This window comes from Microvirga lenta (assembly GCF_020532555.1).
Classification (GTDB): Bacteria; Pseudomonadota; Alphaproteobacteria; order Rhizobiales; family Beijerinckiaceae; genus Microvirga; species Microvirga lenta.
The window spans coordinates 402,945-428,804 of the sequence record NZ_JAJBBR010000004.1 but is presented as its reverse complement, the minus strand read 5'-3'; the positions used below and the strand labels follow the sequence as shown (position 1 = coordinate 428,804).

The 25,860-nt window shown below is 66.0% G+C and carries 24 protein-coding genes; 13 read left to right on the top strand and 11 right to left on the bottom strand.

From position 1 onward, the window contains the following. Window positions 1-3: 3 nt before the first annotated feature. Window positions 4-1,023 (top strand): ABC transporter ATP-binding protein, encoded by a 1,020-nt coding sequence (locus tag LGR44_RS07750; protein WP_226739012.1) that lies wholly within the window; start codon window positions 4-6, stop codon window positions 1,021-1,023. Then, window positions 1,020-2,003, top strand: a complete 984-nt coding sequence (locus LGR44_RS07745) for a peptide ABC transporter ATP-binding protein (RefSeq protein WP_226739010.1) — start codon at window positions 1,020-1,022, stop codon at window positions 2,001-2,003. The genes LGR44_RS07750 and LGR44_RS07745 overlap by 4 nt, the downstream gene beginning before the upstream one ends. Before the next feature lie 12 nt (window positions 2,004-2,015). Here LGR44_RS07745 and LGR44_RS07740 read toward each other — a convergent pair whose 3' ends face one another. Next, window positions 2,016-4,055: an AI-2E family transporter gene (locus tag LGR44_RS07740; RefSeq protein WP_226739008.1), complete on the bottom strand. Its 2,040-nt coding sequence runs from the start codon at window positions 4,053-4,055 to the stop codon at window positions 2,016-2,018. A gap of 265 nt (window positions 4,056-4,320) precedes the next feature. Here LGR44_RS07740 and LGR44_RS07735 point away from each other — a divergent pair, with 265 nt between their 5' ends. Together LGR44_RS07735 and LGR44_RS07730 are read left to right on the top strand one after the other, a co-directional pair. Then, the gene (locus tag LGR44_RS07735; protein WP_226739007.1) at window positions 4,321-5,022 is read left to right on the top strand and encodes a dienelactone hydrolase family protein; all 702 of its coding nucleotides are present in this window, start codon (window positions 4,321-4,323) and stop codon (window positions 5,020-5,022) included. 127 nt (window positions 5,023-5,149) lie between these two features. Further along, entirely contained in the window at window positions 5,150-7,225 is a 2,076-nt protein-coding gene (locus LGR44_RS07730; RefSeq protein ID WP_226739006.1) for a M3 family metallopeptidase, read from the top strand. 9 nt (window positions 7,226-7,234) lie between these two features. Here LGR44_RS07730 and LGR44_RS07725 read toward each other — a convergent pair whose 3' ends face one another. The 4 genes from LGR44_RS07725 to LGR44_RS07710 all read right to left on the bottom strand — a co-directional run bounded on the left by LGR44_RS07725 (window position 7,235) and on the right by LGR44_RS07710 (window position 10,660). Beyond that, complete coding sequence (locus LGR44_RS07725) at window positions 7,235-7,414, bottom strand: hypothetical protein (protein ID WP_226739005.1); 180 nt, start codon at window positions 7,412-7,414, stop codon at window positions 7,235-7,237. Between the two features lie 82 nt (window positions 7,415-7,496). After that, window positions 7,497-8,513, bottom strand: a complete 1,017-nt coding sequence (locus LGR44_RS07720) for an aldose epimerase family protein (protein WP_226739004.1) — start codon at window positions 8,511-8,513, stop codon at window positions 7,497-7,499. A gap of 3 nt (window positions 8,514-8,516) precedes the next feature. After that, on the bottom strand, window positions 8,517-9,395 hold the full coding sequence (locus LGR44_RS07715; RefSeq protein ID WP_226739003.1) for an SMP-30/gluconolactonase/LRE family protein: 879 nt from the start codon (window positions 9,393-9,395) through the stop codon (window positions 8,517-8,519). Window positions 9,396-9,466: 71 nt separating this feature from the next. Further along, window positions 9,467-10,660, bottom strand: coding sequence for an amidase (locus tag LGR44_RS07710; RefSeq protein WP_226739002.1), 1,194 nt, complete (start codon window positions 10,658-10,660; stop codon window positions 9,467-9,469). Window positions 10,661-10,817: 157 nt separating this feature from the next. Here LGR44_RS07710 and LGR44_RS07705 point away from each other — a divergent pair, with 157 nt between their 5' ends. From LGR44_RS07705 to LGR44_RS07670, 8 genes are all read left to right on the top strand, one after another. Beyond that, a complete protein-coding gene (locus LGR44_RS07705) occupies window positions 10,818-12,023 on the top strand; it encodes an ABC transporter substrate-binding protein (protein ID WP_226739001.1) in 1,206 nt (401 codons plus the stop codon). Window positions 12,024-12,079: 56 nt separating this feature from the next. Next, the gene (locus tag LGR44_RS07700) at window positions 12,080-13,927 is read left to right on the top strand and encodes an ABC transporter permease (protein ID WP_226739000.1); all 1,848 of its coding nucleotides are present in this window, start codon (window positions 12,080-12,082) and stop codon (window positions 13,925-13,927) included. After that, window positions 13,924-14,700 (top strand): ABC transporter ATP-binding protein, encoded by a 777-nt coding sequence (locus LGR44_RS07695; RefSeq protein WP_226738998.1) that lies wholly within the window; start codon window positions 13,924-13,926, stop codon window positions 14,698-14,700. The genes LGR44_RS07700 and LGR44_RS07695 overlap by 4 nt, the downstream gene beginning before the upstream one ends. Next, window positions 14,697-15,410, top strand: coding sequence for an ABC transporter ATP-binding protein (locus LGR44_RS07690; protein ID WP_226738996.1), 714 nt, complete (start codon window positions 14,697-14,699; stop codon window positions 15,408-15,410). Before LGR44_RS07695 ends, LGR44_RS07690 begins: the two co-directional genes overlap by 4 nt. A gap of 148 nt (window positions 15,411-15,558) precedes the next feature. Then, the gene (locus tag LGR44_RS07685) at window positions 15,559-15,873 is read left to right on the top strand and encodes a 2Fe-2S iron-sulfur cluster-binding protein (RefSeq protein ID WP_226738994.1); all 315 of its coding nucleotides are present in this window, start codon (window positions 15,559-15,561) and stop codon (window positions 15,871-15,873) included. A gap of 69 nt (window positions 15,874-15,942) precedes the next feature. Continuing rightward, window positions 15,943-16,986 carry an NAD(P)/FAD-dependent oxidoreductase gene (locus LGR44_RS07680; protein WP_226738992.1) on the top strand — a complete coding sequence of 348 codons (1,044 nt, stop codon included), beginning with the start codon at window positions 15,943-15,945 and terminating at the stop codon, window positions 16,984-16,986. A 64-nt stretch (window positions 16,987-17,050) separates the two neighbouring features. Further along, the gene (locus tag LGR44_RS07675; RefSeq protein WP_226738990.1) at window positions 17,051-18,301 is read left to right on the top strand and encodes an allantoate amidohydrolase; all 1,251 of its coding nucleotides are present in this window, start codon (window positions 17,051-17,053) and stop codon (window positions 18,299-18,301) included. 2 nt (window positions 18,302-18,303) lie between these two features. Beyond that, window positions 18,304-18,747 (top strand): GNAT family N-acetyltransferase, encoded by a 444-nt coding sequence (locus tag LGR44_RS07670; protein WP_226739259.1) that lies wholly within the window; start codon window positions 18,304-18,306, stop codon window positions 18,745-18,747. A gap of 4 nt (window positions 18,748-18,751) precedes the next feature. Here the strand turns inward: LGR44_RS07670 and LGR44_RS07665 are convergent, their stop codons facing one another. After that, the gene (locus LGR44_RS07665) at window positions 18,752-19,267 is read right to left on the bottom strand and encodes a GNAT family N-acetyltransferase (protein WP_226738988.1); all 516 of its coding nucleotides are present in this window, start codon (window positions 19,265-19,267) and stop codon (window positions 18,752-18,754) included. 77 nt (window positions 19,268-19,344) lie between these two features. Between LGR44_RS07665 and LGR44_RS07660 the strand changes: the two genes are divergently transcribed. After that, the gene (locus tag LGR44_RS07660) at window positions 19,345-19,647 is read left to right on the top strand and encodes a hypothetical protein (protein WP_226738986.1); all 303 of its coding nucleotides are present in this window, start codon (window positions 19,345-19,347) and stop codon (window positions 19,645-19,647) included. Between the two features lie 45 nt (window positions 19,648-19,692). On the opposite strand, the gene LGR44_RS07655 is transcribed toward LGR44_RS07660, so the two are convergent. From LGR44_RS07655 to ugpB, 5 genes are all read right to left on the bottom strand, one after another. Further along, window positions 19,693-21,324, bottom strand: a complete 1,632-nt coding sequence (locus tag LGR44_RS07655; protein ID WP_226738984.1) for an HAL/PAL/TAL family ammonia-lyase — start codon at window positions 21,322-21,324, stop codon at window positions 19,693-19,695. Between the two features lie 123 nt (window positions 21,325-21,447). Beyond that, entirely contained in the window at window positions 21,448-22,524 is a 1,077-nt protein-coding gene (locus LGR44_RS07650) for a sn-glycerol-3-phosphate import ATP-binding protein UgpC (protein ID WP_226738982.1), read from the bottom strand. 110 nt (window positions 22,525-22,634) lie between these two features. Next, window positions 22,635-23,480: a sn-glycerol-3-phosphate ABC transporter permease UgpE gene (gene ugpE / locus LGR44_RS07645; protein WP_226738980.1), complete on the bottom strand. Its 846-nt coding sequence runs from the start codon at window positions 23,478-23,480 to the stop codon at window positions 22,635-22,637. After that, on the bottom strand, window positions 23,480-24,361 hold the full coding sequence (gene ugpA, locus LGR44_RS07640; protein ID WP_226738978.1) for a sn-glycerol-3-phosphate ABC transporter permease UgpA: 882 nt from the start codon (window positions 24,359-24,361) through the stop codon (window positions 23,480-23,482). The genes ugpE and ugpA overlap by 1 nt, the downstream gene beginning before the upstream one ends. 121 nt (window positions 24,362-24,482) lie before the next feature. Beyond that, on the bottom strand, window positions 24,483-25,793 hold the full coding sequence (ugpB, locus tag LGR44_RS07635; RefSeq protein WP_404809905.1) for a sn-glycerol-3-phosphate ABC transporter substrate-binding protein UgpB: 1,311 nt from the start codon (window positions 25,791-25,793) through the stop codon (window positions 24,483-24,485). Window positions 25,794-25,860: the final 67 nt, after the last annotated feature.

Below are 25,860 nucleotides of genomic sequence, written 5' to 3'. Positions count from 1 at the left end.
GACATGGCCCTTCTCGAAATTGAAAACCTATCGGTCGAATTTCCGACCCAGGGCGGCGTCATGCGCGCCGTGGACGGAGTGAGCCTCACGCTCGACGAGGGCGAGGTGCTCGGCGTCGTCGGCGAATCCGGCTCCGGCAAGAGCGTCACGATGCTGGCCGTCATGGGCCTCATCCCGTTTCCTGGCCGCGTGAAGGCCGACAAGCTCACCTTCAACGGTCGCGATCTCCTGACCATGTCCGAATCCGAGCGGCGCAAGCTCACGGGCAAGGACGTGGCGATGATCTTCCAGGAGCCGACCACGAGTCTCAACCCGTCGTTCACCATCGGCTTCCAGCTTGCCGAGACCCTGCGCCTGCACGAAGGCATGGACCGCAAGGCGGCGCGGCGGCGGGCCATCGAGCTCCTGGAGCAGGTGGGCATCCCGTCGGCGGAAAGCCGCCTCTCGGCCTTTCCGCACCAGCTCTCGGGCGGCATGAACCAGCGCGTGATGATCGCGATGGCCATCGCCTGCAATCCGAAGCTGCTCATCGCCGACGAGCCGACGACCGCTCTCGACGTGACGATCCAGGCCCAGATCCTCGACCTTCTGATGACCCTGCAGAAGGAGCGGAACATGGCCCTCGTCATGATCACCCACAACATGGGCGTCGTCGCCGAGACGGCGCGGCGGGTGATGGTGATGTATGCGGGCCAGATCATGGAGGAGCGCTCGGCCGCCGATCTCTTCGACTCGCCTCAGCACCCCTATACGGCGGCCCTTCTCGCCGCCCTGCCGGAACGGAGCGAGGGCGCCACGCGCCTCGCCACCATTCCGGGCGTGGTGCCGGGTCTCTACGACCGGCCGAGGGGCTGTCTGTTCAGCCCGCGCTGCGCCTATGCGACCGAGCATTCGCGCAACGTGCGGCCTGACCTGAGGCCCTGGGCCGGCGGCCAGATCCGTTGCCACTATCCGCTCGGCGATCCGAACCGGAATGCCGAAATCCAAGCTGATCATCCTGTCGGAGCGGAGGCCGCATCGTGAGCGCCCCCATCGTTGAAGCCAAGGGCCTGAAGCGTGTCTACGAGGTGAAGCAGGGCCTGTTCAAGGAGCCCGGCCGCCTTCAGGCCGTAGGTGGCATCTCGTTTTCCATCGAGCCGGGCAAGACCCTGGCGGTGGTGGGCGAATCCGGCTGCGGCAAGTCTACCCTCGCTCGCATGGTGACCCTGATCGAGAAGCCGACCGAGGGCTCCCTCACCCTGGACGGTATGGACGCGGTCAATCCGCCGGCCGGCAAGGCCAAGGACCTGCGCCGCACCGTGCAGTTCGTGTTCCAGAACCCCTACGGCTCCCTCAACCCGCGCAAGAAGGTGGGCACGATCCTGGAGGAGCCGCTCGCCATCAACACCAATCTGCCGTCGGGCGAGCGCACCGAGCGGGCGCGGGCCATGATGGCGAAGGTGGGCCTGCGGCCCGAGCACTACAACCGCTATCCCCACATGTTCTCGGGCGGCCAGCGGCAGCGCATCGCCATCGCCCGCGCGCTGATGCTCTCGCCGAAGCTCGTCGTGGCCGACGAGCCGGTCTCGGCCCTGGACGTGTCGATCCAGGCGCAGGTCCTGAACCTCCTGGCGGATCTCCAGGCGGAGATGGGCCTCGCCTATCTGTTCATCTCGCACGATCTCGGCGTCGTCCGGCACATCGCCCACGACGTGCTCGTCATGTATCTGGGGCACGCGGTCGAGCAGGGGCCGAAGGAGCGCATCTATGCGCGTCCGCTCCATCCCTATACCCAGGCGCTCCTGTCTTCGACGCCCGGCATCACAGGCGTGAAGCGCAAGCGCATCGTGCTGAAAGGGGAGCTGCCCTCGCCGCTCAACCCGCCGCAAGGGTGCGTGTTCTCAACCCGCTGCCCCTATGTAACGGACCGCTGCAAGGTGGAGCGGCCGCAGCCCCGACTTCTCGACGGGCGCTACGTGGCCTGCCACTATGCGGAAAACTTCCTCAAGGAGACGGCGGCCTGACAAGCCGCCGGCTCATGCGGGCAGCGGCAGGCGCTTGACAGCCTCCGCTCCCTCCGCGGGCGGCGGCGCCGCCGGTGCGGCGCTGTTCTCGTCGGGCGCCTTGGCCTTGTTGGTGGCGACCTTCAGGCAGCAGACCACGCCGTCGCGCAGGGACGCGACGTAATAATCCGCCCCGAGAGTTTTGCGCAGCGCTTCGTCCTGCAGGACCTTGTCGTCGGCGGGCCACAATCCCACCAGAATGGGGGCATTGGGAACCTGTTTGCGCAGACGCCTCAGGAGATAGCGCAGATGCGCTGGCGTTCCGCCGATCTCGAGGTAGCAGACGCAGACCATCTGAACGCCGGTCGCATCGAGGTTGAAGATCGCGGCCCGCGAGACATCCGCGTGCGGAATGGTGCGGGTTCCGAGACCATGCTTGCCCAGGAGCTGGGCCAGCATGTCGGCGGCGGCATCATCGAGCGGCCCGCGGCCTGCGATGCACATGACGGCGCCGGACGCCCTCCAGGCGTCGGGAATGTCCTCCTCGCGCGGGTCGCCCTCGATCGCAGGCTCCTTGATGTCGGGCTTGGCGCTCTGCGGCGAGGCAACAGGCTCGTCGTCGGTTTCGTCGGGCTCCGGCTCGATGTCGTCGTGGGTTCCCAGGTCATGCACGAGCGCCTGGGCGACTTCCTTCACCTGCTCGAGCTGGCGGCCCGTGAGCACACCGCGGTTCGCGTCGTTGGCCGCAAGCTGGAGCCCCTTGAGGGCCACTTCGTCGTAGTACGACGTGAGCGAGCGCTCCTTGAGGAGGACCTCGGCCGATTCCAGCGCCTCGTCCGGATCGCCCGCCAGCATGCGCTGGTAGAGGTTCTCGGCCGGTGTCAGGGCCGGGCGGTCGCCCAGGAGCACGTCGAGGAATTCCAGCCTCTCCACATGCCGTCCGAGCACGACGAGACAGAGGGTCAGGGGGGTTGCGATGAGAAGGCCGACAGGGCCCCAGATCCAGGTCCAGAAGATCGCCGAGATCACGACCGCGAACGGGGACAGGCCCGTGCTCTGTCCATAGACCAGAGGCTCGACCACATGCCCCATCAGCGGCTCGCTGATCAGGAAGAGGGCCAAGGTCATGAGCGCCATGGACCAGCCGGGATCGACCGCTGCGGCGAGCAGAACCGGGAAGGCGGCCGCCAGGAAGGAGCCGATATAGGGCACGAACCGCATGAGCGTGGTGAAGACGCCCCACAGGGCGGGGCTCGGCACGCCGATCAGCCACAGACCGATGCCGACGAAGACGCCGAAGGCCGAGTTGAGCGCCAGTTGGGTGAGGAAATAGCGGCTGAGACGCCGCGCCGCATCGTCCATGGCGGCCGTGGTCCGATGCAGATCCGTCGAGCCGAACAGCCGGATCATCCTGTCCCGCAGGTCCTCCCGCTGCAGGAGAATGAAGATCAGGACCACGAAGACGATGCCTGTCGTCGTAAGCGGATGCAGCAGCGGCACGGCAATGCTTCGGGCGATCTCGAGGGGCGTAGGCTCCCGCTCATGCACCTCGACCGGGAGAGGCCCGGGCTCCGGCGCAGGCGGATCCGCCGGGACGGCGGCGGAGGACGCAGGGGGCGTCTCGACGGCCTCCTTCGTCCCCTCCTCCACGGCGCTGTTGAACTCCTTCAGCAGGGAGGGCAGGCGTCCGATCGTTCCTTCCCGCAGGGAGCCGACCTTTTCCCGGATGGTGGTCTGGTACCGCGGCAGGTCGGTGGCGAGCCCGGCAACCTGAAAGCCGATGACGGTGCCGAGCGCCACGATGATCCCGAGAGCGAGGAGAACTGCGATGATGACGGAGGGCACGCGGCCGAGATGCCAACGCCTCAGCAGGTCGACGAAAGGAGCCAGAACGAAGGCCAGGAGGATGGCGAGCACGACCGGCAGGAAGACGTCCTGGCCGATATAGAGCGCCGCCAGGACCACGACGCTGACCGCCAGGGTCATCAGACCGCTGATGCCGGGGACGCCCGGCGGCTGGATCTCCGTCTCGGGCGGCGGCGGTACGGGAAGGGGCGCTCGGGCGGTCGGCATGGATTGGATCTCTGTCCGGCCCTGAGGGGATCCCAGCGGCCAGCACGACAACGCCCGGAACAGCCGAACGATCCTTGGCCGTTAGGCGAAGCGGATCGTGGGACCTTTTGCCGTCTCGGACAGGGGAAAACCCGTTCCTATCTCTTCATCATCACGGTTGCCTAGCCCCACCGGATCCATGTCGATCACCAGACGAACGCTCCTGATCGGGACAGCTCTTGCTGCCTCCCCTCCTGCCCAATCCCAAGACGGAAAGCCAACCTCGATGCCTGTGACGGAACAACGCCAAACCTTCAGGAGCGGCGGCAGGTCCATCGCCGTCGACGTCTTCCAGACGAGCGGGACCGCGCCACGCCCCGCCGTGCTCATGCTCCACGGGGCCGACGGATTGAGCGGCCACGACCAGTATCGCGAGGGAGCGCGCAGCATCGCCGGCGCAGGATATCAGGTTCACCTTGTCCATTACCTCGACCGCACCGGCGAAAGGCGCGCTTCCTTCAGTACGCTGTTCCAGAACTTCCAGCTCTGGATGGAGACGGTAAACGATGCCCTTGCCTGGGTGTCCAGCCACGCGAATGCGGATTCCAGCCGCATCGGGATCGTCGGCATCTCCCTTGGTGCAGCCCTCGGTCTCGCCGTTTCGAGCGCAGACCGGCGCATCAAGGCGCTGGTGAACTATTTCGGTCCTCTGCCTCACGGGGCCATCGCGCAGGATGCCCGCCTGCCGCCCACTCTCATCCTGCACGGGGGCATGGATCCCATTGTTCCCGTCTCGAACGCCTATGCCATCGAGGCTCTCCTGCGGCAGCAGGCCGTACCGCACGAAATCAAAGTCTATCCCGAGCAGGCCCATGGCTTTCGGGGCGAGGCTCATCGGGATGCGACCCAGCGGGCGCTGACTTTTCTCCGGCGCCATCTGTCCTCGGAAGCGGGCGCGGGGCCCTCGCCGTTTTCCGTGAACGGGTGAGATCATGAAGCTGCGCCATGCTGAGGCGGCTCGTCTTCACGTCTCGGGCATTTTGCGCCGGCCGGGTCCACATCCGCGCAAAATGCTTTAAGACTCCGCCCAGCAACGACATCGGCAAGGAGATCCCATGACTGCATCCGACCAAGCCGGCACGGCCAACCCTCTCCTTCGCCCTTGGACGGGCCCGCACGGTCTTCCGCCCTTCGAGAGCATCGCGCCCGAGCATTTCAGGCCCGCCTTCGACACGGCTCTCGCCGAGCAGCAGGCGGAAATCGCCACCATTGCCGGCAGCTCCGAGAAGCCCACCTTCGCCAACACCATCGAGGCGCTGGAGCGCAGCGGCCTGGCGCTGAAGCGTGTCGGCGGGGTGTTCTTCAACCTTGCGGGCTCGCACACGAACGATGCGATCCAGGCCATCGAGCGCGAAATGGCCCCGATCCTCGCCAAGCACCGCAACAGCATCTTCATGAACGAGGCGCTCTTCCAGCGCGTCGAAGCGCTCTACCGGGACCGTGAGCGCCTGGGCCTGAACCCGGAGCAGGCCCGGGTTCTGGACCGCTACCGCACGATCTTCATTCGCGCCGGCGCCCAGTTGGACCCCGAGAAGAAGAAGCGGTTGGCTGCCATCACGGAGCGGCTGGCCTCCCTCGGCACGCAGTTCGCCCAGAACGTCCTGGCCGACGAAAGGTCGTACAAGCTCGTCCTCGACGGCGAGGCGGATTTGGCCGGCCTTCCCTCGTTCCTGCGCGAGGCCGCGGCGCAGGCCGCCGAGGATTCCGGGTTGAAAGGCAAGCACGTCATCACCCTCTCGCGCTCCAGCATCGAGCCGTTCCTGCAGTTCTCCAGCCGCCGCGATCTGCGGGAGCAGGCCTTCAAGGCCTGGGCTGCACGGGGCGATTCGGGCAATGCGACGGACAACAAGGCCATCATCGCCGAGATGGTGGCGCTCCGCGCGGAGCGGGCCAAGCTTCTGGGCTACGAGACCTTCGCCGATTTCAAGCTCGCCGACACCATGGCGAAGACACCCGATGCGGTGCTCAAGCTCCTCAACGAGGTCTGGACACCGGCCCGCGAGCGCGCACGGCGTGAGCGGGACGACCTGCAGGCGCAGGCCCAGTCCCAGGGCGAAAACATCGAAATCGCGCCCTGGGATTGGCGCTACTATGCCGAACAGGTGCGCATGGCCCGGCACAATCTCGACGAGGCCACCATCAAGCCTTACTTTCAGCTCGACCGCATCATCGAGGCCGCTTTCGACACGGCCCATCGCCTGTTCGGTCTCACTTTCGAGGAACTGCAGGATTTCCCGCGCTACCATCCTGACATTCGGGCCTGGCAGGTCAGGGATTCAGGAGGAGCGCCGATCGGCATCTTCATCGGCGATTATTTTGCGCGGAGCTCCAAGCGCAGCGGCGCCTGGATGAGCGCCTTCCGCTCGCAGGAGCGGCTCACCGGCGACATTCGCCCCATCATCGTGAACGTGATGAACTTCGCCAAGGGCGGACCGGGCGAGCCCTCGCTGCTGAGCTTCGACGATGCGCGCACGCTCTTTCACGAATTCGGCCATGCCCTTCACGGCCTGCTCTCGAACGTGACCTATCCGCTGCTCGCGGGTACGAGCGTATCGACGGATTTCGTGGAGCTGCCGTCCCAGCTTTACGAACACTGGCTGTCGCAGCCGGACATTCTGCGCCGTTATGCAACCCACTACCGCACGGGCGAGCCGATCCCGGAGGAGCTGCTGCAGCGCCTGATGGCGGCACGCAACTTCAATCAGGGCTTTGCGACGGTCGAGTATCTGGCCTCCGCCTTCGTGGACATCGATCTTCACCGCCTTGCCGATCCGGGCGAACTGGATGCGGCCGCGTTCGAGAAGCAGTCCCTGGAGAGGATCGGCATGCCGCGCGAGATCATCATGCGGCACCGCACGCCCCATTTCGCCCACGTCTTTTCCGGCGACGGCTATTCTTCGGGCTATTACAGCTATCTCTGGTCCGAAGTGCTGGACGCGGATGCCTTCACGGCCTTCGAGGAAACGGGCGACGCCTTCAACGGCGAGCTGGCGGACAAGCTCAAGCGCTTCATCTATTCGGCCGGCAACCTTCGCGATCCGGCCGAGGCCTATAAGGCCTTCCGCGGCCGTCTGCCGACTCCGGATGCGCTGCTGGCGAAGCGGGGCCTGGTCGCGACCCCGGCGGCCTGAATGCGCCCCTCAGGGGCGCGTGGTGCCTTCCTGCCGAAATTCCTCGCGGCGCCGATCGGAGCGGATCTGCGCCGCGCCCTGTTTGGACTCGTCCTTGGGAGGCGACACGGGAGTGCGACGCAGGACGCCCAACAGGAAAGCCGCCCCTTTCGGGTCTGTCTTCAGGGCTTTCGCATCGAGCACCGGCATGGCGGATCTCCCTTTCTTGGCTTGTCGTTATTGTCGAGACGCAACGCCGCAAAGACAACCGTTACGCTGGCTGCCGGGTTCCTCACTCCGACGCGAATCGCAGCTCGCTGATCTGCCGGGACACCACTCCCGGCACCAAGATACACGGGGGAAAATGGGCCTTATTGGGGCCGTCGGGAAAACGCTGCGGTTCTAGGCAAAGCCCCGCGTGCGATCCGTACCGTGCTCCCCCCAGGCCCGGAACGGGAATGTCCAGCATGTGCCCGTCATAGAACTGGACGCCCGGCTCCGTGGTCCAGAGTTCCATCGCGAGGCCGTTCTTGAGCGATGTTAACGTAGCGGCATGGGCCAGCTCGCCGCCGTCGCTCTGGAGCACGTAATTGGTGTCGTACGAAATGCGCCGCTGCATCAGCTGCGCCGCGCCGATGGGCCGTAAGGTGGTGAAATCGTAGTCGGTGCTCTCCACCTTCCTGATCTCGCCGGTCGGGATGAGATCGGGCGTGGTGGGGGTGATGTAATCTGCCTTGATCATCAGATGATGGGACGAGATGTCGGAGCTGCCATCCAGGTTGAAGTAGCCGTGCGTCGTGAGGTTGACCGGAGTGGGCCGGTCGCATGTGGCCTCCAGGGCGATCCGCACCGTCGCCGGCTCGTGCAGGGAGTAGGTGCAGGTGGCGATGAGGCGGCCCGGATATCCCATATCGCCGTCCTCGGATACGAGAGCGAGGGTCAGGCTGGAGGGCTGATGGTCGATGATCGTCCACAGGCGGGTCCCGAAGCCCCTGGAGCCGCCGTGAAGCTGATTGCGGCCTTCATTGGCATCGAGCCTGAACGCTTCCCCGTCCAGGGCGAAGCGGGCCTGCCCGATGCGGTTCGCGTAGCGCCCGACGATGGCACCGAAATAGGGGGAGTGGGCAACGTAGTCCTCGATGGAATTGAGCCCCAGCACCGTTCTTTGAGGCCCTTCGGCGGCAGGCACGATCAGGTCCCGCACCACGGCGCCCCAGGTCAGGACGCGCATCTCGATCCCGTCCGGCCCCTTGAGGGTGATTTCGAGGACGTCCTCCCCGTCGATGGAGCCGAACCGTTCGATCGTCATGGCTTATCCTTCGAAGATGTTCGTCTTCATGCCGCGGATGCCGGTCTCCACCACGAAGAGGTGGCCCGCCATGGGGTCGATATGCGGATCGTGGCCGATGGCCGCCGTGGAGATGTAGAGGGTGGTGAGATCCGGGCCGCCGAAAGCGCATTTCGTCACTTGCGCGGTAGGCACGGGGAGGATCCGCTCGATGGACCCGTCCGGAGCGAAGCGGCTGATGCGGGATCCGCCCCAGTGGCAGACCCACAGGTATCCCTCGGCATCGACGGCCATGCCGTCGGGATAGCCCCAGCCCTTCTCGAACTGGACGAAGCGGCGGGGCTCGCCGACACGGCCCTGGTCCAGATCGAGGGCATAGATCGTCCCACCCATGGTGTCCGTGGCGTAGAGCGTCTGCCCGTCATGGCTGATGGCGGGGCCGTTGGTGACGATGAAGCCCTTGTGGAACTGGGCCAGCTCCTTGCCGTCCCAGCGCCAGAACGATCCGGTGGGATGCTCCTCCTCATCGTCCATGGTGCCGAAGTAGAGCGCGCCGTCGTGTCCCACATCCCCGTCATTGATGCGGTTTCCCGGCTGCTCGGGCTCGGGGGAAACGAGCGGCTGGACCGTGCCGTCACGCAGGTCGAACCGCGCGATGCCCTTCTTGAACCCGGCGACCACCACATCCGGGTCCGCCGTGAGGGCCACGAAGCCGACCCGTTCGGGAGCCCCGATCCGGGAGTGCTCGCCCGTCTCCGGGTGATAGCGCCAGATGCCCGGGTTCTTGATGTCGACCCAGAACACGGTTCCGGTCCTGTGGTCCCAGAGGGCCCCCTCGCCGACCGTGCAGGCGCTTGCCACGGCGACATGCGGCGTTTCCGGATGAACGACTGGATTGGTCATGTGTCCCCCTCAGCCCCCTCTTCGGCTTCTCTCGTCCTGCCGGTAACTCTGGTGCCCGGATCTCGGTTCGATCAGGCCGAGGCCCCATCCGCAATCCGGGCGGCAAGGGCAACGAGGCTCAGATCGGAACCGGCCGGCCCCATGATCGAAATCCCCAGAGGCGCTCCGAGGCGCGAAGCGAGGGGAATCGAGACCTGCGGCAGGCCCGACAGAACCGACAGGCAAAGCAGGTTTATGGCGTTGTTGCGATAATCGTTCAGCGCCTCGTCGCTCTCCGAGAGCAGAGGCGCCACATCGGGCATGGTGGGCAGGATCAGCACCCCATCCCTGCCGAACAGGGCTTCGAAGCGCTCCCGGAAGGCGCTCCGGATCGCCTGCGCCTCGGTCACCTGTCGATCCGTGACGCCCCGCGAGAACTCGAACCGGTCCCCGACGCCCGGGCCGAGGGGCGGCCGGTAGCGCTCGATCATGGCGCCGTCGACGGTCCAGGCCTCCCGGCTCTGGATGTAGCGCATGCCCCAATAGAGCGAGGTGAAACCGTCCGGCGCGACGTCCTTTTCGTCAGGCTGCCCCAGAACGACCTCGATGCGGCGAAGGGCAGGCGCAAGGGCCTCCCGCACGGTGCCGTTGAGCAGCCCGAAGGCGTCCCTGGCCAGGAGAGCCCTGGGTTTTTCCGGGAGGGGAACCCGATCCTCCCCGAGCAGCACCTCGCCGACACGGACGAACGTGGCCCCATCCCGGGTGAAATATCCGCAGGTGTCGAAGGACGGCGCCAGATCGTGGCAGCCCTCCAGGCTGACGCGGCCATGGGTCGGGCGGATGCCGAAGAGCCCGCAATGGCTGGCCGGCGCCCGCACCGACCCGCCCGTATCGGTTCCGAGGGCGAAATCGCAGAGCCCGTTGGATACGGCAGCTGCGGAGCCGGACGAGGAGCCGCCGGGAATCCGGTCCGGCGCACCCCCGTTCACCGGCGTGCCGAAATGAGCGTTCTTGCCGCTCATCGAAAAGGCGAGCTCGTCCGTGATCGTCTTGCCGACGAGGCGGGCGCCCGCTTCGAGGAGCCTCTGCACCGTCGGGGCCGTCCGGGTCTTGATGCCCGACATCGCGAGCATGTGGGGCGACCCGCTGCTCGTCGGATAGCCTGCCACGTCGAACAGGTCCTTCGCGGCGAAGGTCAGCCCTGAAAGCGGTCCGCGGTCGGCATGGGGCACCGCAGCGGCCGGATAGGGCATGAAGGCACGGGCGGGATCGGCATTGAGCAGCATGGAAACCTTGATCAGCGTGAGGGGAAACGGGGCATCACTTTGTCACCCGCCCGGAGGGGCAGCAAGGCAGGAATTCCGGCCTTGAGCCGCAATAAGTCTTCCTTCACGTCATGAATGGCCCTACATCCTCGCAAGTCCTCCCAGGAAGGGTACGAGTATGGCGACGATATCGATGATCCGCTGGCTGGCTCTTGGAGCGGCGCTCGCGCTTGCAGCACCGGCCGTTCAGGCGCAGCAGGCCCCCATCAAGCTCGGGGAGCTCAACTCCTACTCCAAATGGGCCGCCTTTACCGTGCCCTACCGCAATGGCTGGCAGATGGCCCTGGACGAGATCAACGCCAAGGGCGGCGTGCTCGGCCGCAAGCTCGAAATCGTCTCCCGCGACGACGGCGCCACGACGGGCGACGCGACCCGGGTTGCCGACGAACTGGTGACGCGTGAGGGCGTGTCGCTTCTGTTCGGCTCCTTCCTGTCCAATGTCGGCGTCGCCATGGCGGACTACGCCAACCAGAAGAAGATCGTCTACGTGGCCGCGGAGCCGCTGACCGACGCCATCACGATGGCGCAGGGCAACCGGTACACCTTCCGCATCCGCCCCAACAACTTCATGCAGGTCGGCATGCTGGTGGAGCAGGCGAAGGCCTCCGGCGCCAAGCGCTGGGCCATCGTGGCGCCGAACTACGAATACGGCCAGTCGGCGGCCGAGGTGTTCAAGCGCCTGATCAAGGAGCGCGTTCCCGGGGCCGAGATCGTCGCGGAGCAATATCCCGCGCTGGGCAAGATCGAGGCCGGCGCGACCGTGTCGGCCCTCGAACAGGCGCGGCCCGACGGCATCTTCAACGTGCTGTTCGGCCCCGACCTCACCCAGTTCGTGCGCGAGGGCAACACCCGAGGCCTGTTCGAGGATGCCACGGTTCTCTCCCTGCTGACCGGCGAGCCCGAATGGCTCCTGCCCCTGAAGGACGAGGTGCCGGAAGGCTGGACCGTGACCGGCTACCCTTGGGACCAGATCACCGAGCCGAAGCACAAGGCCTTCGTGGAGGCCTACCGCGCGAAATTCAACGAGACGCCCCGTCTCGGTTCGCTCCTCGGATACATGACCGTGTACATGATCCGCGATGCGATCGAACGGGCAGGATCCGTCGAGACGGAAGCTCTCATCAAGGCGCTCGAGGACGCGAAGTTCGACACGATCATCGGCCCCGTGACGATGCGCGGCATCGATCACCAGTCCACCATGGGCGCCTGGGTCGGCAAGCTCGTCCAGCAGGGCGCGACCGGCGGCATGACCGACTGGACCTACAAGGACGGCGCGTCCTTCATGCCTTCCGAAGCGGAGGTCAAGGCGGTTCGGAAGGAATAACGGCTTGAAGAAGCGAGGCGCGCACGTGCATCTCTCGACAGGACGGTAACCCACCCATGGAGCCGTCCTTCCTCGTCATCCAATCCCTCAACGGATTGGCCAGCGCCTCGTCCCTCTTCATCACGGCCTGCGGCCTGACCCTCGTCTTCGGGGTGACGCGGATCGTGAATTTCGCGCACGGCTCGCTCTACATGATCGGAGCCTATACGGCCGCGACGCTGGTGCCCTGGCTGCTCCAGTTCTATTTCGGGCCGGTGACCTTCTGGGCCGGAATTCTCGCCTCGGCCCTCGTCGTCGGTCTGATCGGCGTGGTGCTCGAAATCGTGCTCCTCCGGCGCATCTACGCAGCGCCCGAACTGTTCCAGCTGCTGGCCACCTTCGGCGTCGTGCTGGTCGTGCAGGATCTGGTGGTGCAGATCTTCGGGCCGCAGGACATCCTCGGGCCGCGTGCCCCGGGATTGCGGGCGCCGGTCGAGATCCTGGGACGCCGCTTCCCCTCCTACGAGCTCGTGCTCATCGCGGCGGGGCCCATCGTCCTCGGCCTCGTCTGGCTGCTCCTGCGAAAGACCCGGTTCGGCGTGCTGGTCCGGGCCGCCACCCAGGACCGGGAGATGGTCGCCTCCCTCGGGGTGAACCAGGCGGTGCTGTTCACCGGCACGCTCTTCCTCGGCGCCTTCCTGGCCGGGCTCGGCGGCGCGCTCCAGATCCCCCGGGTCGCGGCCAATACGGGCATGGACCTCTCCGTCATTGCCGAAAGCTTCGTCGTGACCGTCGTAGGCGGCATGGGCAGCGTCCCCGGCGCCTTCCTCGCGGCCCTGATCATCGGCCAGCTCCAGGCCTTCGGAATCCTGATCTTTCCGAAGAGCACCCTCGTCGTCGTCTTCCTTCTCATGGCCGTGGTTCTCGCGATCAGGCCCTATGGGCTGTTCGGGCGGCCGGAGGTCGTCGGGGGCACCCACGCGGTCGGCATCGTCAGCCGCAAGCCGCGATCCTCGGACATGGCGGTGGCGGTGATCGTGCTCGCGCTCCTGGCCTGCCTTCCCCTCGTCGCCGACGCCTACCTGCTCAAGGTGGCGACGGAGATCCTGATCTTCGCGCTCTTCGCCTTCAGCCTGCAGCTCCTCATCGGCGTCGGCGGCATCGTCAGCTTCGGCCATGCCGCCTTCTTCGGCCTGGGAGCCTACGGCGCGGCGCTCGGCATCCGGTGGCTGAGCGCGCCTATGGAGGCGGCGCTGCCTCTCGGGCTGCTTCTGGCCGCCGTGGGCGCCGCCCTGATCGGAGCGTTCGTGGTGCGTCTCTCGGGGATCTATCTCGCGATGATGACGCTCGCCGCGGCGCAGATCCTCTATGCGGTCGCGTTCCAATGGGTCGAGGTGACCGGGGGCGACAACGGCATCGTCGGCGTCTGGCCGGCCGAATGGGCGAGCGGGCAGACCCGCTATTACCTGCTCACCCTGGGCCTGACCGCTTCCGCCGTCCTGGTCCTCAGGCGGGTGATCGACGCGCCCTTCGGCTACGCCCTGAGGGCTGCGCGGGACTCGGAGCCGCGCGCCGAGGCGATCGGCCTGAACATCCGCCGTCACCGCTGGCTCGCCTTCATCCTGTCCGGCGCGGCGGCTGGGCTGGCCGGGGGGATCTACGCCTTCTCCCGCGGCTCGGTCGATCCGAGCCTGCTCGGCATCCCGACATCGGTCGATGCCCTCACCATGCTCCTCCTCGGCGGTATTCAGACCGTCACCGGCCCTCTCGTGGGGGCGGGCGTCCTCCATGCCCTGCGCGACCAGATCATGCCTCTGACCTCCCTGTGGCGGCTGTTTCTCGGCCTGAGCATCATCGCCATCGTGCTCATCTTCCCGCGCGGTCTCGTGGGCACCGTCGGGCATTGGCGCGAGGCGCGGTCATGAGCCTCCTCGCGGTGCGGGACCTGAACAAGGCCTTCGGCGCCGTGGTGGCGGCCCGGGATGTCGGCTTCACCCTGGAGCGGGGCGAGATGCTTGCCCTGATCGGCCCCAACGGCGCCGGCAAGTCCACGGTCTTCAACATGATCGGTGGCCAGCTCCGGCCGGACCGGGGGCGGATCCTGCTCGACGGGCACGACATCACCGCCGCCTCCCCGCAGAAGCGTTTCCGGCGCGGTGTCGGCCGCACCTTCCAGGTGGCCCAGACGTTTCTCTCCATGACCGTGGCGGAAAACGTGCAGATGGCCCTGATCAGCTGCAACAGGGAGGCGCAGGCCGGGTGGGTTCCGGCCCGGGAGCATCATCGCCCCGAGGCGCTGGAGCTTCTCGCCATGGTCGGCATGGCCGACGCGGCGGACCGTCCGTGCTCCGCCCTTGCCTACGGCGACGTGAAGCGGGTGGAACTGGCCATCGCCCTCGCGGGCAAGCCCAAGCTTCTTCTCATGGACGAGCCGACCGCCGGCATGGCTCCCCGGGAGCGGGCGGCCCTGATGGATCTGACGGCTTCCATCGCCGTTTCCCGGGCCATCGGCGTGCTGTTCACGGAGCACGACATGGATGTGGTCTTCGGCCATGCGGGGCGGGTTCTCGTGCTCCTGAGGGGCGAGATCATCGCGGCCGGAACCCCCGACGAGATCCGCCGGGACCCGCAGGTGAGGCAAGCCTATCTGGGCGACGAGCACGCCCTGGAGAAGCCGGAAGCAGGGAGACCCGCATGACGGCGCCTCTGCTCGACGTCGTCAATCTGTCCGCCGCCTATGGCCGGGCACGGGTCCTGTTCGGATTGTCCCTCCATCTCGACCCGGGCGAGGTCGTGGCCCTGGTCGGGCGGAACGGAGCCGGCAAGACCACCACCCTGAAGGCGATCATGGGCCTCGTGCCCGCGACCGCCGAACGCTTGGCCTTCAAGGGCAGGCCGATCCTCAATCTCTCCACCTACCGCATCGCCCGCCTCGGCCTCGGCTACGTTCCCGAGGACAGGCGCATTTTCACCGATCTGACGGTCGAGGAGAATCTCGAAGTCGGCCGGCGCGAGGCCCGGGGCGGCCTCTCCCCCTGGACGCCCGAGCGCCTCTTCAGGCTCTTTCCCAACCTCGCCGAGATGAGGGGGCGGCGCGGCAACCAGATGTCGGGAGGCGAGCAGCAGATGCTGTCCATCGCCCGCACGCTCATGGGCAATCCGGAGGCGATCCTCCTCGACGAGCCCTCCGAGGGAATCGCGCCGGTCATCGTTCAGACGATGGCCGAGGCGATCCGCGCCATGAAGGCCGAGGGCGTCGCGGTGCTGCTGTCGGAGCAGAACTGGGCTTTCGCCGCCGGCATCAGCGACCGGGCCTGCGTCATCGAGCGGGGCGAGATCCGGTTTCAGGGCCCCATGAGGGACCTGATGGCCGATGCCGCCCTGCGGGCCGAGACCCTGGGGGTGTGATGCCCCGATGCCCCCGCCGGGCAGGTGGCGGATGCAACAAGCGCAGCGCTAAGGCGTTGACGGGCGGGGCCAAACGCCCGATATGCACCCGGTCCGGCGCGCTCCGCGCCTTCTCCAGTTTTCAAGCCGTTTGAGGAATCCCTGCTTCATGGGCGTCATCCATGTGACCGATCGGGCCGGCCAGCGCCATACCCTTGAGGCCATCGAAGGCTGGCGGGTCATGGAGATCATCCGGGACTGGGGGCTGCCCATCGAGGGCCTGTGCGGCGGAGCCTGCGAATGCGCCACCTGCCATGTCTTCGTCAGCGAGGACTGGCTGTCGAAGCTCTATCCTCCCACCGAGGAGGAGGAGGACCAGCTCGACACGGTGGTCACCCAGCCGAATTCGCGCCTGTCCTGCCAGATCATCTGGACCCCTGAGCTGGACGGTCTGGAGCTCACCCTCGCCCCCACGGGGGGCTAATCGTCAAGCCTGCCGCATTGCCAAACGCGCAAGACCGTGCTTTTCGGGACCGCGCGAAGGAGCCAGTTCATGACCGACAATATCGAAACGGACGTCGTCATCATCGGAGCAGGACCTGTGGGCCTGTTCGCCGTCTTCGAACTGGGCCTCCTCGACATCAAATGTCACGTGATCGACATCCTGCCCAAGGTCGGCGGCCAGTGCGCCGAGCTCTATCCCGAGAAGCCGATCTACGACATTCCCGGCTTCCCCATGATCACGGGCCAGGGCCTCGTCGACAACCTGATGGCGCAGATCGAGCCGTTCCATCCGACCTTCCACCTGAACGAGATGGTGGAGAGCGTGGAATCGATCGGCACGCCCGAGGCTCCCCTGTTCCGGGTCAAGACCTCGGAGAACGAGACCACCTTCACCTGCAAGGCGATTCTGATCGCGGCGGGCGGCGGCTCCTTCCAGCCCAAGAAGCCGCCGATCGAGAACATCGAGGCCTATGAGGGCACGGGCGTGTTCTATGCCGTGCGCCACATGCAGATGTTCCGCGACAAGCGCGTCCTGATCGTCGGCGGCGGCGACTCCGCCCTCGACTGGACCGTGAACCTCCAGCCCATCGCCAAGCGCCTGACGCTCCTGCACCGCCGCGACGCCTTCCGCGCCGCGCCGCATACGGTGGAGAAGATGCGCTCCCTGGTCGGCTCCGGCGACATGGACCTGCATCTGGGCCAGGTCACCGCTCTCAAGGGCACGGCGCCGGTCCTGGAAGGCGCCGTCATCCGCAAGGACGACGGCTCGACCTTCGAGGTCGCATGCGACGTGATGCTGCCCTTCTTCGGCCTGACCATGAAGCTCGGTCCCATCGCCGAATGGGGCCTGAACCTCCATGAGAACCTGATCCCGGTCGATACGGAGAAGTTCGAGACCAACGTTCCAGGGATCTTCGCCATCGGCGACATCAACACCTATCCGGGCAAGCTCAAGCTCATCCTCTCGGGCTTCCACGAGGGCGCGCTGGCGGCCCAGAAGGTGCACCGCTACGTCTACCCGGAAAAGAAGCTTCTCTTCCAATACACGACCTCCTCGTCGAGCCTGCAGAAGAAGCTCGGCGTCGCGGCCTGACCGTTTTCGGAACCGGCCCAGCTTCCTCTTGCGGAGCGGGCCGGTTCCTGAAAATGTCCGGGCTATGAACACGACGTCAGACCTCTCCCTCGGCCGGCGCGTCATGGCGCTGCTCGACGGGCTCGCCCGGCACAGCGACGAGCCCGGGCGCCTCACCCGCCTCTATCTCTCGCCGGCCCACCGGGACGCGGCGGAGACGACCCTCCGCTTCATGCGCGAAGCAGGCCTCGACAGCCATATCGACCCGCTCGGAACCGTGGTGGGACGGATGAGCGGGGCCGATCCGGACGCCCCCGCCCTTCTGATCGGCTCCCATATCGACACGGTGGTCGATGCCGGCCGGTTCGACGGCACCCTCGGGGTCGTGTTGGGGATCGTGGTTGCCGAGACCCTGCGGGCCGAGGGGATCACCCCCTCCTGCCCCATCGAGGTGCTGGCCTTCGGCGACGAGGAGAATGCCCGTTTTCCGACCAATCTCTCGACCTCCTATGCCCTGTCGGGCCGCTACAATCCGACTTGGCTCGACGGCCGGGACCAGGACGGCGTCTCTCTGCGGGATGCGCTGATCCGCTTCGGCGGCGACCCGGAAGGCATCGCCGGCATCGCCCGCAACCCTGCGCGCTACAAGGGCTATCTCGAGGTCCATATCGAGCAGGGGCCGCTGCTGGAAGCGCGGAACCTGCCCGTCGGGATCGTATCGGCCATCAACGGCATCACCCGTGCCCGCGCCACTGTGACCGGCGAAGCGGGCCATGCGGGCACGGTGCCCATGACCATGCGCCGGGATGCCCTGGCCGCCGTGGCCGAAATGATCGGCATCGTGGAGCGTGCCGGGTCGACGCGCACCGACACGGTCGCGACGGTGGGCGTCGCGCAGGTTCAGCCGGGTGCGATCAACGTCATTCCGGCGCGGGTCGACTTCACGCTCGATGCCCGCTCTCCGGACGATGCCGTGCGTCACGCCATGGTCGAGGACATCGTCAGCGAGTGCGAGGCGGCCGCACAGAGACGCGGCGTGAGCCTCACCATCGAGCCCTTCATGGATTCGCCTGCGACCCCCATGGACAAGGACCTGATCCTGGGGCTCGAGGAGGCTGTCGGGACAATCGGCGTCACGCCCCTGCGCCTGCCCTCCGGCGCAGGTCACGATGCGGTCGCCATGGCCAGCCTTTGCCCCGCCGCGATGCTCTTCGTGCGCTGCAAGGACGGCATCAGCCACAATCCGGCGGAGTCGATCACGGTCGAGGACGCGGATGCGGCCGCGCGCGTCCTGGTCGAGGCCGTCAAGAAGCTGACGGCGGGAGCGCCTCGTTGACGATGTCCCCGTCCCTGGAATTCGTCGAAGAGCCGAATGCCGACCTTCGGCGAACCGTTCTGGAGGGCATCCGCTCCTTCAACAGAACTCTCTTTGCCCATTATCCGGAGAGCCGGGATCTCGCCATCGCCATCCGGGATCCGGACAGCCAAACATTCGTGGGAGGCCTGCTGGGACGCACCGCAGGCGGCTGGCTCGCCATCGAGCTTCTGTTCGTGCCCGAGGCATTTCGCGGCCAGGGGCTCGCCACGAGGCTGCTCGCGATGGCCGAGGAGGAAGCCCGGCGCCGGGAGTGCCATTCGGCCTGGATCGACACCCTCAACCCGAGGGCGCGTGAGCTTTACGAGCGCCTGGGCTACGCAGTGTTCGGGGAACTCCAGGACTATCCGGTCGGCTCCAGCCGTTTCTTCCTGCAGAAAAAGCTCGCGCCCGTTCCAGGCACCTGAGGCGCTATCCCTGCCAATCCTCGGCGAGGATGGCCCAGCGCTCGTGGTCGCGCCATTCGCCGCCGATCTTGAGATAGCGCGGCGAGTAGCCCTCCTGACGGAAGCCGAGGCGTTGCACGAGGTTGCGCGACGGGAGGTTGCCTGGCTGGATGTTGGCTTCGAGACGGTGGAGGCCGAGGACCTCGAAGGCGTGGGTGATCGAGAGACGCACGGCTTCGCTCATGAGGCCGCGCCCGTCCATGCCCAGGACCCCGTAATAGCCGAGATAGGCATTCTGAAAGAAACCGCGCACGATCTCGCTGAGGTTGACGACCCCGACGATCCGTCCGCTCGCTCTCTCACGCGCGACAAGCCCAACGGCGCGCTCGCCGTCGCAGCGGTTGAAGTAGGCGTGGAAGCTCGCCTGGTCGCGGCAGGGAGACACCCAGGGTTCATGCAAGGCGATGCTGGCGAGATTGGCGGCAATCAGTTCATCGGCATCTTCGATTCGAACCGGCCGGACGATGACGGAGGACGTCATGCTCTCGATCCTCTGTTAGGAACCATGACTTAGCGCTGTCGTTGTCGTCCGTCTCCTCCAATAACAAAGGGTCGATCATGAGAGCCGCCATTCTCCCCGCTTTCGCCTTCATTCTCGGTGTCGGATTCCTTTCAGCGCCCGAAGCGCAGGCCCGCTTCAACGCAGCCCAGTTGCAGGCCCCTTCGCTCGTGGAGGACGTGGCGTGCGTCACCCGCCGCATTCGCACCGTTCGGCCAAACGGGCGCGTCGTCTATCGGACCGTTCGCCGGTGCGGTGTGAGGCCCGCTCCGCGCTGGAGAGACCGCTGCCGTACGATCAGGGAGCGAGTGATCCGCCCCAACGGGACCGTGATCTACCGCAACATTCGCCGCTGCCGCTGACCGGCGGCCTTCGGGCCTGGAATGTTCCAGGCCCGTTCTCCCGCATCATTCCAAAGCGCCGACGGCGTCCTCGACAGCCTCGACCACCGCGCCCGAGCGCACCAGGTCGAGAGCTTGGCGCATCTCGGTCGCGTACCAGCGATCGCCTTCCAGCGCCGGCGGAATGACGGCGCGGATCGCGTCCATCGCGGCCCGTGAGCCCTTGCCCAGGGGGTAATCCTTCGCCAGGGGCTCGACCAGCGTGAGGGCCTGGGCCGCCATCAGCAACTCGCCCGCCACGATCTGCTCCACGTTCTCCACGACGGAGCGCGCCTTGCGCCCGCACCAGGTCGAATTGGAAATGTGATCCTCGGCGTTCGACTTGCCGGGGATGGAGTCGACCGAGCCCGGCGTCGCCAGGCTCCGGTTCTCCATGACGAGAGCCGACATCGAGCACTGGACCGTCGCATAGCCGGTGTTGAGGCCGCGCTTGCCGGCGAGGAGGTTGCGCGGCAATCCGTAGGACATGGTCGGGTCGACGAGGCGCGCCAGGCGCCGCTCCGAGATCGAGCCCAGATCGGCCATGGCGATGGCAAGCACATCCATGGCCTGCGCCACGTACTGCCCGTGAAAATGGCCGCCGGAAATGGAGACGTAGCCGCCATTCCCGTCATCGAAGATCAGGGGATTGTCGGTGGCGGAGTTCATTTCCGTCCCGATGATGCGCTCCACGTATTCCACCGCTTCCACGGCCGGCCCGTGGACCTGCGGCGTGCAGCGCAGGGAATAGACGTCCTGGACGCGCGGGCTTGCCGGCGTGCCGGGCTGGCGCGGCTCGTCGGGGAACACGACGTCCCGCGCCGCCTGTGAGCAGCGCTTCGTGCCTTCGAGGATGCGCAGGAGATTGCGGGCGACGCGGGCCTGTCCGGGATGCGGGCGAGCCCTGTGGACCCGCGGATCGAACGCCGCCAGCTCCCCGCGCATGGCCTCGAGGGAGAGGCACATGGCGATATCCGCGTGCTTCAGGAGACGGCGTGCGTCGTAGGTGGCCAGAGCGCCCAGGGCCAGCGAGGTCGTCGAGCCGTTGATGAGGGCGGAGGCGTCTTTCGCGCCGAGTTCGAAATCGGGCTCGAACCCGGCCTTGGCGATGGCCTCCCGCGCAGGCATGCGCCGGCCCTTGTAGACCATCTCGGCTTCGGCGAAGCCGCACACGGCGCCGGCCATGTGCGCCAGCGGGGCAAGATCCCCCGATGCGCCGACGGAGCCCTTCTGCGGAATGACCGGGTGCAGGCCCGCATTCAGGAAATCGATCAGCCGCTCGACCAGTTCGACGCGCGGGCCGGAATAGTTGGACGCGAAGGCGTTGGCGCGCAGGAGCATCATCGCCCGCGTCACGTCCTCGGCGAAGGGCTCGCCCACGCCCGTCGCATGGGCATAGACGGTCTTGCGCTGATACGCCTCCATGTCGGCGATCAGGACGCGCTGGTCCTTGAACAGCCCCACGCCCGTGTTGAACGCATACATGAGCGGGGCATCGTCATGCATCCAGGTTTGGTCGATATAGGCGCGCGTCGCGGCGATGCGCTCGCGCGCCTCGGGGTGCAGGGCCGCCTTTTCGAAGCGTCCCTTTCCGTTGGGGCGGGAGACCCGCACCACATCCCTGACCTTGAGCTTTACTCCGTCGACCTTGACCGCCATGGCCCATCCCTCGTGTTCACCCGAGGGATAGCGAGGCTTCCACCGACACGCAACCTTGCTTCTCGAACCGCGCTTGCGCCGGCGGCGGCGTCTTCAGCCGATCCAGGGAGCGAGCCGTCGCGTTCAGGTGCGGCCGAGTCGCTTCGTGGTCTGCGGATCGAACAGGTGCACGTTGGCCGGATCGATGGAGAGGGGCAACTGGCGGGTATCCGCCGGGATCTGGCCGGTCGAGGCCTGCACGACGAATTCCGAGCCCGCCACCTTGCCGTGGAAGAGCTGCGTTGCGCCGAGCTCCTCGACGAAATCCACGTTCATCGTGAGGGCGCTGCTGCCAGCGGCGCCGGCCTGAACGTCCTCGGGACGCAGGCCGACCTCGATCGCGGAGCCGGGGGTCAGGCCCTCGCGCATGTCCGTCACGGCCACGCTCTGTCCGCCCACCGACACGCGGCCGGGGCCCTCCACCTGTCCGGGAAGGATGTTCATGGGCGGGGAGCCGATGAAGGTCGCCACGAACCGGGTTTCCGGACGGCGATACACTTCGGAAGGCGTGCCGACCTGCTCGATCTGGCCGCCGCTCATCACCACGAGCTTGTCGGAGAGCGTCATCGCCTCGACCTGATCGTGCGTCACGTAGATGGAGGTGACGCCGAGGGTGCGCTGAAGGCGCTTGATCTCGACGCGCATCTGCACGCGCAGCTTGGCGTCGAGGTTGGAGAGCGGCTCGTCGAAGAGGAAGACCTGCGGCTTGCGGACGATGGCGCGGCCCATGGCGACGCGCTGGCGCTGACCGCCCGAAAGGGCGCGGGGCTTACGGGCCAGGAACGGCTCGATGGCGAGGATGCGGGCGGCTTCATTCACCCGCTTCGCGATCTCGTCCTTCGGCGTTCCGCGGTTCTTCAGGCCGTAGGCCATGTTGTCGTAGACGCTCATATGGGGATAGAGCGCGTAGTTCTGGAACACCATCGCGATGTCGCGGTCGGCGGGCTCGACCTGGTTCACGACCCGGTCGCCGATCTTCACGGTGCCGCCCGAGATCGTCTCGAGACCTGCGATCATGCGCAGAAGCGTAGATTTGCCGCAGCCGGAGGGGCCGACCAGCACACAGAAAGAACCGTCCTCGATGCCGAGGGACACGCCCTTCACGGCCTCGACATTGCCCGTATAGACCTTCCGCACGGTATCGAGCGTCACGCCTGCCATTGTCTTCAATCCTTCACTTCAGCCTGTGCGACGAGGCACGGGGCCAGATATTCCGTCGTTGATCTGTTCAGCCCTCCCCTTCGAGAGGAGGGCGACGCGCGATCTGCGCGTCACTTCTCCGTTTCGACGAGACCCTTCACGAAGAGCCTCTGCATGAAGATGACCACCAGGACCGGCGGCACCATCGCCAGAACGGCCGTCGTCATGGCGATATTCCACTCCGTGAGCGCATCCTGCGTGGTGATCATCTTCTTGATGCCGATGACGATGGTCTGCATCGAGCTCTGCGTCGTGATCAGCAGCGGCCAGAGATACTGGTTCCAGCCATAGATGAACTGGATCACGAAAAGCGCCGCGATGGTCGTGATCGACAGCGGGATCAGCGTATCCTTGAAGAAGCGGAAGGCGCCCGCTCCGTCGATCTTCGACGCTTCCAGCAGCTCGTCCGGGATCGTCATGAAGAACTGCCGGAACAGCAGCGTGCCGGTCGCCGAGGCGATGAGCGGCAGGATGAGACCGGTATAGGTGTCGAGCAGGCCCAGATCCGCCACGATCTTGTAGGTCGGGTAGATGCGCACCTCGACGGGCAGCATGAGCGTGATGAAGATGATCCAGAACGCGGTCATCCGCAGCGGGAACCGGAAGTAGACCACCGCGAAGGCGGAGAGGACCGAGATCAGGATCTTCCCCACCGCGATCCCCATCGCCATGACGAAGGAATTGAACATCATCATGCCCACCGGCTCGCGGGATGCGCTGCCGCCGATGAAGAGGGTGCGATAGTAGTTGTCGGCCGCCTGATCGCCGGGAACCAGCGGCATGTTGCCGTTGATGATCGTCGAGGCGTCGAACGTGGAAGCCATGATCGCCAGGTAGACCGGGAAGGCCACGATGACGATACCGATCGTGAGGATCAGGTAGGCGAGGAGGTTTCTATAGCGTCGGTTCTCGACCATCAGTACTGCACCCTGCGCTCGACGTATTTGAACTGGATGGCGGTCAGCCCGATCACGATGATCATCAGGATCACCGACTGCGCGGCCGATCCGCCGAGATCGCCTCCGAGACGGCCATCGGCATAGACCTTGTAGACGAGGGTGGTCGTCTGTCCGGCCGGGCCGCCGCCCGTCACGGCATCGATGATGCCGAAGGTGTCGAAGAACACGTAGACGATGTTGACGACGATGAGGAAGAACGTCGTCGGCGAGAGCAGCGGGAAGATGATCGTCCAGAAACGGCGGATCGGGCCAGATCCGTCGATGGCGGCCGCCTCGATCACGCTCTTGGGGATCGACTGCAGTCCCGCCAGGAAGAACAGGAAGTTGTAGCTGATCTGCTTCCAGGTGGCGGAGAGCACGAGCAGCGTCATGGCGTGGTTGGCGTCGAGCATCGGATTCCAGTCGATGCCGATCGCCTTGATCGGCCGCGACAGGGTGCCCAGGGTCGGGTGGAACATGAAGATCCACAGCACGCCCGCGATGGCGGGAGCCACGGCATAGGGCCAGATGAGGAGCGTCTTGTAGCCGTTCGAGAAGCGCAGCTGCTTGTCGGCCTGGGTGGCGAGCAGCAGGGAGACGGCGAGGGACAGCACCGCGACTGCCGAGGAGAACACGGCCGTGGTCACCATGGCGCGGTAATATTCCGGCTGCTGGAACAGGTGGCGGTAATTCTCGAACCCGACGAACTCGCTCGAGAGGCCGAAGGCGTCTTCGAGGAGGAAGGATTGCCAGACGGCCTGCGAGGCCGGCCAATAGAAGAAGATGAGCGTGATCGCGAGCTGCGGCAGAAGCAGCATGTACGGCAGGATCTTGCTCGAGAAGAGGGCGCGTTTTTCCATCGCGTTCAGGTCACCCAGTGCAGGCCGGTCTGGAACGGCTGACGCGTTCCGCAGGCTCTCTCTATAAGATCATCCCGGGCGGTCGCGGACCGCCCGGGATGACATGTTGGCTTAGCAGCTTTTAGCGGCTGACGGTGCGCTCGAACTGACGCAGGAGCTGGTTGCCGCGGTTGACGGCGGAATCGAGGGCTTCCTTGGCCGACTTCTTGCCGGCGAGGGCAGCTTCGATTTCCTCAGACCACATGTCGCGCATCTGGACCATGTTGCCGAGGCGCAGACCGCGGGAATTCTCGGTCGGCTCCTTGTTGGTCAGCTCGATCAGGGGCGTCTGGAGGACCGGGTTCTTCTCGTAGAAGCCGGACGCCTTGGTCTTCTCGTAGGCTGCCTTGGTGATCGGCAGATAGCCCGATTCCTGGTGCAGCTTGGCCTGACGGTCGGTGTCCGACAGGAAGGCGAGGAACTTGGCGACGCCCTTGTACTCATCGGCCTTCTTGCCGCCCATGACCCACAGCGACGCGCCGCCGATGATGGAGTTCTGCGGAGCGCCCTGGGCGTCCGGATAATACGGCATCGGCGCCGACGTGAAGTCGAACTTCGCATTGGCCTTCACGTTGCCGTAGAAGCCCGACGAGGTCAGGAAGATCGCGCATTCGCCCGAGGTGAAGCGACCCTCGGAGCGGCTGTCGCGGCCCGAGTAATCGTAGGTCTTGTCCTTCTGCAGGTCGACGAGGTTCTGCAGGTGCTTCACGTGCAGGGGCGAGTTGAACTTCAGCTCGGTATCGAAGCCGTCGAGACCGTTGGCCTTCGTGGCCAGCGGCACGTTGTGCCAGGCGGAGAACTGCTCGATATGGGCCCAGGAAGCCCAGGCGTTGCTGAAGCCGCAGGTGTCGTGACCGGCAGCCTTGAGCTTCTTGGCCGCATCGAACACCTCAGGCCAGGTCTTCGGAATTTCGTTGACGCCGGCCTTCTTCAGGGCGTCCCGGTTGATCCACATCACCATGGAGGAGGAGTTGAACGGGAACGAGAGCATCTCGCCCTGAGAGGTCGAGTAGTAGCCGGTGATCGTCGGCAGGTAGGCCTGCGGATCGAACTTCTCGCCCGCTTCCTTCATCAGCTCGTGGACCGGCTTGACGGCGCCCTTGGCGCCCATCATCGTCGCGGTGCCGACCTCGAAGACCTGCAGGATGTGGGGGGCGTTGCCCGCACGGAACGCGGCGATGCCGGCATTCATGGTGTCGGCGTAGTTGCCCTTGTAGCTGACGACGACCTTGTAATCCTTCTGGGAGGCGTTGAACTCCTCGGCCAGCTTGTTCACGACCTCGTTATTGGCACCCGTCATGGCGTGCCACCACTGGATCTCCGTCTGAGCGAAAGCAGACGTGCTCGTCGCAAGGCCGAGGGCCAGGGCGGCGAGGAAGGACTTATTCTTCATTCCAATCTCTCCCATAGTCATCCCGTCCGGGATGTTCTTGTCGTTCATCACCCCTGCGCAAAGGCTG

Excerpts from the sequence above, each read along its gene's own strand:
- LGR44_RS07750 (WP_226739012.1), top strand. The coding sequence starts at position 4 with ATGGCCCTTCTCGAAATTGAAAACCTATCGGTCGAATTTCCGACCCAG.
- LGR44_RS07740 (WP_226739008.1), bottom strand. The coding sequence starts at position 4,055 with ATGCCGACCGCCCGAGCGCCCCTTCCCGTACCGCCGCCGCCCGAGACG.
- LGR44_RS07735 (WP_226739007.1), top strand. The coding sequence starts at position 4,321 with ATGCCTGTGACGGAACAACGCCAAACCTTCAGGAGCGGCGGCAGGTCC.
- LGR44_RS07730 (WP_226739006.1), top strand. The coding sequence starts at position 5,150 with ATGACTGCATCCGACCAAGCCGGCACGGCCAACCCTCTCCTTCGCCCT.
- LGR44_RS07725 (WP_226739005.1), bottom strand. The coding sequence starts at position 7,414 with ATGCCGGTGCTCGATGCGAAAGCCCTGAAGACAGACCCGAAAGGGGCG.
- LGR44_RS07720 (WP_226739004.1), bottom strand. The coding sequence starts at position 8,513 with ATGACGATCGAACGGTTCGGCTCCATCGACGGGGAGGACGTCCTCGAA.
- LGR44_RS07715 (WP_226739003.1), bottom strand. The coding sequence starts at position 9,395 with ATGACCAATCCAGTCGTTCATCCGGAAACGCCGCATGTCGCCGTGGCA.
- LGR44_RS07710 (WP_226739002.1), bottom strand. The coding sequence starts at position 10,660 with ATGCTGCTCAATGCCGATCCCGCCCGTGCCTTCATGCCCTATCCGGCC.
- LGR44_RS07705 (WP_226739001.1), top strand. The coding sequence starts at position 10,818 with ATGGCGACGATATCGATGATCCGCTGGCTGGCTCTTGGAGCGGCGCTC.
- LGR44_RS07700 (WP_226739000.1), top strand. The coding sequence starts at position 12,080 with ATGGAGCCGTCCTTCCTCGTCATCCAATCCCTCAACGGATTGGCCAGC.
- LGR44_RS07695 (WP_226738998.1), top strand. The coding sequence starts at position 13,924 with ATGAGCCTCCTCGCGGTGCGGGACCTGAACAAGGCCTTCGGCGCCGTG.
- LGR44_RS07690 (WP_226738996.1), top strand. The coding sequence starts at position 14,697 with ATGACGGCGCCTCTGCTCGACGTCGTCAATCTGTCCGCCGCCTATGGC.
- LGR44_RS07685 (WP_226738994.1), top strand. The coding sequence starts at position 15,559 with ATGGGCGTCATCCATGTGACCGATCGGGCCGGCCAGCGCCATACCCTT.
- LGR44_RS07680 (WP_226738992.1), top strand. The coding sequence starts at position 15,943 with ATGACCGACAATATCGAAACGGACGTCGTCATCATCGGAGCAGGACCT.
- LGR44_RS07675 (WP_226738990.1), top strand. The coding sequence starts at position 17,051 with ATGAACACGACGTCAGACCTCTCCCTCGGCCGGCGCGTCATGGCGCTG.
- LGR44_RS07670 (WP_226739259.1), top strand. The coding sequence starts at position 18,304 with ATGTCCCCGTCCCTGGAATTCGTCGAAGAGCCGAATGCCGACCTTCGG.
- LGR44_RS07665 (WP_226738988.1), bottom strand. The coding sequence starts at position 19,267 with ATGACGTCCTCCGTCATCGTCCGGCCGGTTCGAATCGAAGATGCCGAT.
- LGR44_RS07660 (WP_226738986.1), top strand. The coding sequence starts at position 19,345 with ATGAGAGCCGCCATTCTCCCCGCTTTCGCCTTCATTCTCGGTGTCGGA.
- LGR44_RS07655 (WP_226738984.1), bottom strand. The coding sequence starts at position 21,324 with ATGGCGGTCAAGGTCGACGGAGTAAAGCTCAAGGTCAGGGATGTGGTG.
- LGR44_RS07650 (WP_226738982.1), bottom strand. The coding sequence starts at position 22,524 with ATGGCAGGCGTGACGCTCGATACCGTGCGGAAGGTCTATACGGGCAAT.
- ugpE (WP_226738980.1), bottom strand. The coding sequence starts at position 23,480 with ATGGTCGAGAACCGACGCTATAGAAACCTCCTCGCCTACCTGATCCTC.
- ugpA (WP_226738978.1), bottom strand. The coding sequence starts at position 24,361 with ATGGAAAAACGCGCCCTCTTCTCGAGCAAGATCCTGCCGTACATGCTG.
- ugpB (WP_404809905.1), bottom strand. The coding sequence starts at position 25,793 with ATGAAGAATAAGTCCTTCCTCGCCGCCCTGGCCCTCGGCCTTGCGACG.